Origin of the sequence: Streptomyces sp. MnatMP-M17, assembly GCF_900091995.1 — a bacterium.
In the GTDB taxonomy this organism is placed as follows: domain Bacteria; phylum Actinomycetota; class Actinomycetes; order Streptomycetales; family Streptomycetaceae; genus Streptomyces.
In genome coordinates, this window is sequence record NZ_FMDK01000377.1 from 1 (window position 1) to 8,701 (window position 8,701).

Consider the following 8,701-nt stretch of genomic DNA (forward strand, 5'->3'; position numbering starts at 1 on the left):
CAGCCGCGGGCCGCCGGCCAGATCGGCCGCCGCCCGCGCCTCGGCGACCAGCGCGGCCAGTCCGGAGACCAGTGGCCGGGCCCGGCTCACCACGGAGCGGCCCAGTGGAGTGGGCCGGCAGCCGGTGCGTTCACGCGAGAACAGCTCGGCGCCCAGGGAGTTCTCGATACGCCGTAGCTGGGTCGTCAAGGACGGCTGGCTCATGCCCAGTTGTCGTGCCGCCTTGTGCAGACTGCCGGTATCGGCGATGGCGCACAGGGCTCGCAAGTGCCTCACCTCCAGCTCCATGCCCCGAGAGTAGAGCCGCCTCATGAGCCGCACCAGGTGCCCAAATCGCAGTAATTGGCGGCGCATTCACTGAAAGTCGGCCAGGGTGATGCGCTGGTGCTATCGGGAATTGACATCATCCGCCGGGCGCCCGGCTCACCGAGACTCTCCCGTACCGAACCCGTTCACCGGTTCCGTTCACCGGACGAGTAGGGAGCCCCCCACATGAAGCACCCCAAGACGGCGATTTCCGCGATCTGCGGAATTGGTCTGGCATTCGCGACCGCGTTCAGTGTCGCACCCACGGCCACCGCCGCCGACACCGCCACCACCGCATCCGCGGGTGCCGGTTCGTACGCCGCCTACGCGGGCTCGAAGGCGGAGGCCGCCGCCAACAAGGCGTTCTTCGACGCCGTCCTCAAGTCGGTGGCCGAAAAGCGCGCCGCGAATCCGGGCGTACAGGCCGTCACCGTGGTCTACAACGCGTCGAACGCGCCCAGCTTCGCCAGTCAGATAGCCAGCAGCACATCGATCTGGAACAGCGCGGTCACCAATGTGAAGCTCCAGGCCGGCAGCAATGCCGACTTCACGTACTACGAGGGAAATGACTCGCGGGGCTCGTACGCGAGCACCGACGGTCATGGCCGGGGTTATATCTTCCTGGACTACCGGCAGAACCAGCAGTACAACTCCACCCGCGTCACCGCGCACGAGACCGGGCACGTGCTCGGCCTCCCGGACCACTACTCCGGTCCGTGCAGCGAGCTGATGTCGGGCGGCGGCCCCGGTACGTCCTGCCAGAACGCCCAGCCGAACGCCGCCGAGCGCTCCCGGGTGAACCAGCTCTGGGTGAACGGCCTCGCCGCTGCCATGGCGAAGGTGTCCTGACCTCACGCCCGGCACTCACGCTCGACAGGGGCGCCCCGAACGCACCAAGGGGCGCCCCTTCCCCCATTCCCCTTGGTAACGTCTCTCGGTGGACTTCAGTACGGACACCGGCGCGTCGCCGAACGACGAGTTCGGCCGGGCCATCGAGGGCGATTTCGAAACGCATCTGACGGTTCGGGCCGACCGGCCGGACACGATCGCGTCGCTCGGCGCATGGGCGGCGGCCCACGGCCTCAAGCTCACCCATATCGTTCTGGACCGCGGTCGCACGCTCTGCCGGCCGATGCTCACCCTGCACGGCACGGGCAGCCTGGACGAGCAGCGCCGCGCGGCCGAGGAGTGCACGGAGCGCCTGGCGCGGGCCGGATTCACCGTCGTACGGACGAAGATAGAGGCGGCGCCGTGGAACGCGGGCGTACCGCAGACCGACACCGAGGCCGCGACGCTCCCGGCGCACTGCCACTTCGAGCACCACATCAAGTTACGGCTGCCGATCCCGTACGACACCAAGCGGCTGACCGCGGTCGTCGAAGGGCACTCCGCGCATGTCTCGCGCAACGCCCGGCGTGTGCTGTCGGGCGGCGTCCAGGAACGCTTCGTCACCCAGCGCGCCCGCGGTGTGGGCCGCCCGACGGCACGCGCCCGGCTGGACGCGCTGCTCGACGGGCTCATCGCGGCCGGTTTTCAGCCGGTCGACATCGAGGAGGAGTTCGTCCTCCACGACGACAACCCGGCGGTGGACGGCGGCTGGATCGAGGAGTCGGCCACCTCGCCGAACGGCTGACGGAGGCGTGGACTCGGCCGTTACGGGTACGGGGCGGGCGAACCGGGTGTCCGGGCCGCGCCACGTGGCCGGTTCGCCTGGCCGGTTCGCCCGGCCGGTTCGCCTGCGTGCCGGGCGTCATGGCCTCACGCCATCAGGCCGCACCTACCAGCGACTTGCCGCCCAGCTCCGTGCCGGGCGGAAGCTGGCGCCGGATACGGTCCAGGGCCTCCTCGAATCCGCCGCCGGCGATGCCCGACGCATAGGCCGCTCCGCCGAAGTGGAGCGTGAGACTCAGCTCCGGTCCCCGGCCGCCCGCCTCGGCGCCGCGCTCGCCGAGCGCCAGCAGACAGCTCAGCGTGGCCTGCTGGACCGTGCCTTCCGAGGCAACGGGCAGCGGGATGTCCCACTCCATGACGCACGACGACAGAGCCTCGCCCGCCCCTACCGCTTCCAGCGCGGCGAAATCCGCTCCTTCGTACTCAACTCCTCTTATTCGGGTGCGCACTTGCCGCCCACCCGCGGTGAGGGTGATCGCTTCCGCCCCCTGGCGGTCCCGGTACCAACCCGCCCATGTATCCGTCGACTCCGCTGTCATGGCGCGGACTGTAGCGCTAGCAGATCTTCCCTCGCAGCACGGGTCACCGCTTCCTGTCGTACTTCCGGACAAGTACACCGTTCCCGAAAGTCCTCGCCCTCCCCGACGTGAGGGCGTCGACGGCGAGAACCGGCCACCGGGCACACCCCGGCACGCAGCACCCGGCGCTCAGCCGTCCCGCGGCTCACGCCACATCGGCCACATATGCGGCCCGTCCGGCAGATCGACCGTGGTGCCCATGAAGGCGAAGCCCAGCCGCTCGTACAGCCCTCGGCTGCGCTCGCTGCTCGCCTCCAGATAGGCCGCGACACCGTCCCGGTCACAGCGCTCCAGTACCGGCTCGATCAGCGCCCGGCCCAGACCGCGGCCCTGGTGCTCCGGCGACACCGCGATCATCATCAGATACTCGTGCGCCCGGTCGTGCGGATGGATCGCACCCGTCAACCGGCCGACCAGCTCGGTCCGTTCATTGTCCGGATCGGCCGTCTCCCGCATCAGGGCCGGAGTGTCGTCCTCGCCCTCGGGCGCGCCCGCCGGCACATGGAGCCAGAGGGCCATGGCCGTCTCGTCCTCCATGATGTCGACCCGCCCATGGGCGAGCGCGATATCGGCGAACACACCGAGGAAGAGACCGTGCACCTTGTGCCGATGGGCCGCGTCGGGAAAGACCCAGCAGCTCACGGGATCGTCGTCGAAGGCCTCTTCGAGCAGCCGTACCAAGGTCGCCCGGTCGCTCAGCCCCGCCCGTCGGATCCGCGTGCTCCCGGTGCTCTCCGTGCTCCCTGCTCTCCCCGCGCGCCCCGCGCCCATCCCTCGGCCCTCCTCATGGATCGCCAACCAGGCCCTGTCCGGACCTCGCCGACCGTCAATCCGACGCTGCGATCCTAGAGTTGGGCCGCCCTGCGCAAGCTCAGCGGGTACGGCGCGTGACGAACTCCGCCAGGGCCAGCAGATCGCCCGCCGCCGTCAGATCAGGGACCGCTTGGGAGAGCTGGTGGACCGCCCTGGACATCCGGTCCGCCGCCTGGTGCTGCGCCCAGTCGCGCCCGCCCGCCCGCTCGACGGCGGACGTCGCGCGCCGGACGGCGTCGGCGTCCATCGGCGCCCGGTACAGCTCGGCCAGCTCCTCGGCCGCCGGAGTGCCCGAGGACAGGGCCGCGACCACCGGCAGGGACTTCTTGTGGGCCACCAGATCGGCGCCGGCCGGTTTGCCCGTACGGTCCGGATCGCCCCAGATCCCGATCAGATCGTCGATGAGCTGGAAGGCCAGGCCCGCCTCCCGGCCGAAGGCGTCGAGCGCGGCGACCTGCTCCTCCCCCGCGCCCGCGTACAGCGCGCCCAGGGCACACGAAGTGCCCAGCAGGGCGCCCGTCTTGGCGGTCGCCATGGCGACACACTCGTCCAGCGAGACATCGTGCGGATCGCGCTGCTCGAAGGCGCAGTCCGCCTGCTGGCCCGCGCACAGCTCGATGACACAGGCCGCGAGCCGGGCCGCAGCGGCGCCCGACGCCGGATGCGGGTCCTCGGCGACCAGCCGCAGGGCGAGAGCCATCATGGCGTCGCCCGCGACGATGGCGTCCGGTGTGCCGAAGACCTTCCAGGCGGTGGCGCGATGCCGTCTGGTCGGGTCCTCGTCGATCACATCGTCGTGGAGCAGGGTGAAATTATGGGCCAGCTCCACGGCGACGGCCGCCCGTACGGCCTGCTCCGGATCGCCGCCCAGCGACCGGGCGGCGGCCAGGACGAGCGCAGGCCTGATCGACTTGCCGGCCCGCCCGGAGGCCGGTGTGCCGTCGGCGTGCTCCCAGCCGAAGTGGTACATCGCGATCCGGCGCAGGGAGACGGGCAACGACTCGACGGTGGAACGCAGTTCGGGGTGGACAGCGGTGCGGGTGCGCTCCAGGAGGGCGACGGCCTCCTGGCCCTCGGCCGCGGCGTCCGCACCGCTCTCGACGGCGGCATCCGTGGTGGTCATGGTCACTTCCTCTGCGGCATCTGTGGGACCGGGGCATGGGCAGAAGTGAGGCAATGCGGGCCTGAGGCATCGCCGGTCTGCCGGTCCGACGCATTACGGGACCGGGGCGATGTGGCACCGGCACCGGGCCCGGGTGGGCCGGCCGTACGGCTCCGTACGCTCCCGTACGGTCCGTACCGCCGCCGGCCCACCCGAGACCCCGGAGCCGTCACCTCACCGCCGGCACCTCACTTCCGGCACCTCACCCCCAGCGGCCCACTTCCACGTTCTCCAGCACGCCCAGGGCGTCCGGCACCAGAATCGCAGCCGAGTAGTACGCCGTGACCAGGTACGAGATGATCGCCTGCTCATCGATGCCCATGAAGCGGACCGACAGACTGGGCTCGATCTCGTCCGGGATACCGCTCTGCTGGAGCCCGACGACTCCCTGCTCGGCCTCGCCTGTACGCATACAGATGATCGAGGTCGTCCGGGCGTCGGAGATCGGGATCTTGTTCGACGGGAAGATCGGCACACCGCGCCACGCGGGCACATGGTGGCCCGCGACCTCCACACTGTCCGGATAGATCCCGCGCTTGTTGCACTCGCGCCCGAAGGCGGCGATGGCGCGCGGATGCGCCAGGAAGAGCTTGGAGCCCCGGCGGCGCGAGAGCAGCTCGTCCATGTCGTCCGGGCTCGGACCGCCGTCGTGCGGCTGGAGCCGCTGTCCGTAGTCGCAGTTGTTCAGCAGACCGAACTCGCGGTTGTTGATCAGCTCGTGCTCCTGGCGCTCGCGCAGCGCCTCGACCGTGAGCCGCAACTGCTGCTCGGTCTGGTTCATCGGCTGGTTGTAGAGATCGGCGACCCGGCTGTGGACCTTCAGCACCGTCTGCGCGACGCTCAGTTCGTACTCGCGCGGCGACGCGTCGTAGTCGACGAACGTATGCGGTACGACCGCCTCCCCGACATGACCGGCGGACAGATCGATCTCGGCCTCGCCGTACTTGTTCGTCCGCTGGTGCGGTACGAAGGCCAGCGACGCCAGATGGCCGCTCAGGGACTCCGCGCGCTCCGCGAGGTTCAGTACATCGCTCCTGCTCAGCACCAGTACGGTGCACGCGGTCGCCGCGCGCGCCGTGTATCCCCAGGTGGCCTCCCCGTCCACCAGGGCCTGGTCGCCCAAGTACGCGCCGTCGGCGAGCACTTCGAGGACCGCCTCGCCCCCGTACGGGCCCGTGCCCACCTTCTCGACCCGGCCGTGCGCCAGGAGATAGACCCGGTCCGCCGGGTCGCCGGCGGCGGCCAGGACCTCGCCCGCCGCGAACTCCCGCTGCTCGCACCGGCGTGCCAGCTCCGTGAGCACCTCTTCGTCGCCGTACTCGCGCAGCGCCGGCAACTCCCCCAGCTCGGCGGGAATGACCGTCACCCGGTCTCCGGTCTGCACGAAGGTCACTCGTCCGTCACCGACGGCATAACTGAGTCGGCGGTTGACCCGATAGGTGCCGCCCTGCACCTGGACCCACGGCAGCATCCGCAGCAGCCACCGCGAGGTGATCTCCTGCATCTGCGGTACCGATTTGGTGGTGGTCGCCAGGTTCCGGGCGGCGGCCGTTCCCAGACTCTGCTGGGGCGGCGACTGCACTGCGCGGACCTCGTCACCAACCGACATGAAGTCTCCCTCTCGATCATGTGCTGACCTGCAAGCAGAAAGCTTCCAGCACAGGGAGTGCGTGCGCCATTACACAAACGAGTGGGACTGGATCACGCTGTACGGGGCAGAACACACCGAATTTCATCCTGTCGGCCCAGCCCGCAGGCCGTCGGCCCAGCCCGCAGGCCGTCGGCCGCGCCATGTCCGGATCGGCTCGTACACCGTCCGAACGGCTCGTGACACCGTGCGCCTCCGGGTAGCAAGCCGCGGTACGAGACATTCCGCCCGCCGGCCGGAAGCTCGCCCACCCGAAGGGAGTCGGCCATGGCCCGACCCATGTCCGCGGGACGTTTTCTCGACGCGCTCACGAGCGAGGGCCTCACGGTCGTCGAAGTCGGCGACTGGCGTACCCACAACCGGGACCACAAGGGCCCTTGGGGCCCGGTCCACGGTGTGATGATCCATCACACCGTCACGCGCGGCACCGACGCCACCGTACGGCTGTGCAAGAACGGCCACTCCGCCCTGCCGGGACCGCTCTGCCACGGTGTGATCGCGAAGGACGGCTCGGTCCATCTCGTCGGCTACGGCCGCGTCAATCACGCCGGGCTCGGCGATGTCGAGGTGCTGCGGGCCGTGATCGCGGAGAAGCGGCTGCCGCCCGACAACGAGGCCAACACGGACGGCAACCGCTACTTCTACGGCTTCGAGTGCGAGAACCTCGGTGACGGCGAGGATCCGTGGCCCGACGCGCAGTTGGAGGCCGTCGAGAGGGCCGCGGCGGCTGTCTGCCGGCACCACGGCTGGACCGCCGCGTCGGTGATCGGGCATCTGGAGTGGCAGCCCGGGAAGGTCGATCCCCGGGGCTTCACGATGGCGTCCCTGCGCGCCCGCGTCCAGGACCGCCTCAAGTGAGGCCGACGTCTCACGTGTGCGCCGCGTCTCGCATACGGCCCGCACCTCACATACGGCCTCATCCGACGGCGGGCCCGACAATGGCGAGGTGACCTTCCACGAAGCGCTCGATCCCGGAGCCCTGCGGCCACGGCTGCCGTCGCCGCTGCGGCCGGCCGAGGACGAGCGCTTCGCCCGGCACGGCGTACGGCTGCTCCTCAAGCGCGACGATCTGATCCATCCCGAGCTGATCGGCAACAAGTGGCGCAAGCTGATGCCGAATCTGCGGGCCGCAGCCGCGGCCGGCCGGCGGACTCTCGTCACCTTCGGCGGCGCGTACTCCAACCATCTGCGCGCGACGGCGGCGGCCGGGCGGCTGCTGGGCTTCGGCACCGTGGGGATCGTACGCGGCGAGGAGCTGGCCGGCCGGCCGCTGAATCCGTCGCTCGCCCGGTGCGCGGCCGACGGGATGCGGCTGTGCTTTCTGGACCGCGCGGCCTACCGCCGCAAGGCCGAGCCTCCGGTCGTCGGCGCCCTCCTCGCGCGCGAGGGCCTCGATCCCGGCGCGGTGTACGTCGTGCCCGAGGGCGGCAGCAACGAGCTCGCCGTACGCGGATGTGCGGAACTCGGCCGGGAGCTGCGCGGTACGGCCGAGACCGTCGCCGTCGCCTGCGGTACGGGCGGAACGCTGGCCGGTCTCGCGGCCGGGCTCGGTGCCGGGCAGCGGGCGCTGGGCTTTCCGGTCCTCAGAGGCGGCTTTCTGGACCGGGAGATACGGGCCCTCCAGCGCGCCGCGTTCGGCGGCCCTGCCGGCGAGTGGAGTCTGCACGACCGCTTCCATTTCGGCGGCTTCGCCCGTGTCCCGCGGGAGCTCGACGCGTTCGCCGAGGACTTCGAGGAGCGGCACGGGCTCGCGGTGGAACGTCTCTATGTCGCCAAAATGCTGTATGGACTTACGGTCCTGGTGGAGGAGGGCCTCTTCGCGCCCGGTACGACGGTGGCCGCCGTCATCACCGGCGGCCCGGAGCCGGCCGAGCCGCCGGAACGCTAGCGCGCGGAAGCGAACGCGGAAGCGGAAGCGGAAGCGGAAGCCGGAGCACCGAAGCGCAGGCCGTCGATGATCAGATCGAGCAGCCGCGCGGCGCGCGCCTCGCCCTCCTCGCCAGGGCTGATCCGCCAGAGGAAGCCCAGCGCCAGCAGCACATCGTCCGGATCGGTGCCCGGCCTGATGGCGCCGGCGTCCTCGCAGGCGCGCAGCAGCAGCGTGAGGGCCCCGGTGACCAGTTCGTAGGTCTCACCGGCCAGGGCCTCGTCGGTGAGGGCATGCAGAACGTCCGACAGGCCGTGCTTGACGCGCCCGTAGTGCGCCAGCGGATCCGGCAGGCGGTCCACCGGCCCGACAGGCCGGCACGGGCCGTTCCGGAAGGCGCCAAACCGTCCCGGCCGCACCGGAGTTCCGGCCCGTCACCGACCCGCCACCGGCCCGCGCCCGCTCACGGCCCGCCGTCCTCCCGGTACGCCGCCGCCTCCTCCAGGTCCAGTCTGCGCAGCAGCGTCCGCATCATCTCGTCGTCGATCCGCCGCCGGTCCCGCAGCTCCACGAAGACCGCGCGCTCCGCCTCGATCATCTCGCCCGACAACCGCCGGTAGGTCTCGTCCGCCGACTCGCCCGTCACCTCGTTGACC

At 70.7% G+C, this 8,701-nt stretch carries 10 protein-coding genes and 1 pseudogene; 4 read left to right on the forward strand and 7 right to left on the reverse strand.

Annotated elements, in window-relative coordinates:
• The coding region (locus GA0115259_RS17505; RefSeq protein WP_141716606.1) for a helix-turn-helix domain-containing protein at positions 1 to 288 on the reverse strand (288 nt) is incomplete at its 3' end.
• Between the two features lie 204 nt (positions 289 to 492).
• On the opposite strand from GA0115259_RS17505, the gene snpA reads away from it, so the two are divergent.
• Positions 493 to 1,155, forward strand: coding sequence for a snapalysin (snpA, locus tag GA0115259_RS17510; protein WP_176732577.1), 663 nt, complete (start codon positions 493 to 495; stop codon positions 1,153 to 1,155).
• 88 nt (positions 1,156 to 1,243) lie between these two features.
• Positions 1,244 to 1,939: a hypothetical protein gene (locus GA0115259_RS17515; RefSeq protein WP_256098030.1), complete on the forward strand. Its 696-nt coding sequence runs from the start codon at positions 1,244 to 1,246 to the stop codon at positions 1,937 to 1,939.
• A 133-nt stretch (positions 1,940 to 2,072) separates the two neighbouring features.
• Here the strand turns inward: GA0115259_RS17515 and GA0115259_RS17520 are convergent, their stop codons facing one another.
• The 4 genes from GA0115259_RS17520 to GA0115259_RS17535 form a co-directional block, all read right to left on the reverse strand.
• Entirely contained in the window at positions 2,073 to 2,516 is a 444-nt protein-coding gene (locus GA0115259_RS17520; RefSeq protein WP_093597654.1) for a DUF6304 family protein, read from the reverse strand.
• A 168-nt stretch (positions 2,517 to 2,684) separates the two neighbouring features.
• Complete coding sequence (locus GA0115259_RS17525) at positions 2,685 to 3,326, reverse strand: GNAT family N-acetyltransferase (protein ID WP_093597657.1); 642 nt, start codon at positions 3,324 to 3,326, stop codon at positions 2,685 to 2,687.
• A 100-nt stretch (positions 3,327 to 3,426) separates the two neighbouring features.
• Complete coding sequence (locus GA0115259_RS17530) at positions 3,427 to 4,491, reverse strand: family 2 encapsulin nanocompartment cargo protein polyprenyl transferase (RefSeq protein WP_093597660.1); 1,065 nt, start codon at positions 4,489 to 4,491, stop codon at positions 3,427 to 3,429.
• A 241-nt stretch (positions 4,492 to 4,732) separates the two neighbouring features.
• Complete coding sequence (locus GA0115259_RS17535) at positions 4,733 to 6,139, reverse strand: family 2B encapsulin nanocompartment shell protein (RefSeq protein ID WP_093597664.1); 1,407 nt, start codon at positions 6,137 to 6,139, stop codon at positions 4,733 to 4,735.
• A gap of 306 nt (positions 6,140 to 6,445) precedes the next feature.
• Here GA0115259_RS17535 and GA0115259_RS17540 point away from each other — a divergent pair, with 306 nt between their 5' ends.
• Complete coding sequence (locus tag GA0115259_RS17540) at positions 6,446 to 7,036, forward strand: N-acetylmuramoyl-L-alanine amidase (RefSeq protein ID WP_093597667.1); 591 nt, start codon at positions 6,446 to 6,448, stop codon at positions 7,034 to 7,036.
• An 88-nt stretch (positions 7,037 to 7,124) separates the two neighbouring features.
• A complete protein-coding gene (locus GA0115259_RS17545) occupies positions 7,125 to 8,066 on the forward strand; it encodes a 1-aminocyclopropane-1-carboxylate deaminase/D-cysteine desulfhydrase (RefSeq protein ID WP_093597679.1) in 942 nt (313 codons plus the stop codon).
• Here GA0115259_RS17545 and GA0115259_RS17550 read toward each other — a convergent pair.
• Together GA0115259_RS17550 and GA0115259_RS17555 are read right to left on the reverse strand one after the other, a co-directional pair.
• Positions 8,063 to 8,407 (reverse strand): SbtR family transcriptional regulator, encoded by a 345-nt coding sequence (locus tag GA0115259_RS17550; protein WP_093597670.1) that lies wholly within the window; start codon positions 8,405 to 8,407, stop codon positions 8,063 to 8,065. The two genes, GA0115259_RS17545 and GA0115259_RS17550, sit on opposite strands and share 4 nt — an antisense overlap.
• A 101-nt stretch (positions 8,408 to 8,508) precedes the next feature.
• Positions 8,509 to 8,701 (reverse strand): annotated as a pseudogene (locus GA0115259_RS17555) (Na+/H+ antiporter); the annotation flags it as partial.

Bases quoted from the DNA above. Each gene is read 5' to 3' on its own strand.
- snpA (WP_176732577.1), top strand. From the start codon at position 493: ATGAAGCACCCCAAGACGGCGATTTCCGCGATCTGCGGAATTGGTCTG.
- GA0115259_RS17520 (WP_093597654.1), bottom strand. From the start codon at position 2,516: ATGACAGCGGAGTCGACGGATACATGGGCGGGTTGGTACCGGGACCGC.
- GA0115259_RS17525 (WP_093597657.1), bottom strand. From the start codon at position 3,326: ATGGGCGCGGGGCGCGCGGGGAGAGCAGGGAGCACGGAGAGCACCGGG.
- GA0115259_RS17530 (WP_093597660.1), bottom strand. From the start codon at position 4,491: ATGACCACCACGGATGCCGCCGTCGAGAGCGGTGCGGACGCCGCGGCC.
- GA0115259_RS17535 (WP_093597664.1), bottom strand. From the start codon at position 6,139: ATGTCGGTTGGTGACGAGGTCCGCGCAGTGCAGTCGCCGCCCCAGCAG.
- GA0115259_RS17540 (WP_093597667.1), top strand. From the start codon at position 6,446: ATGGCCCGACCCATGTCCGCGGGACGTTTTCTCGACGCGCTCACGAGC.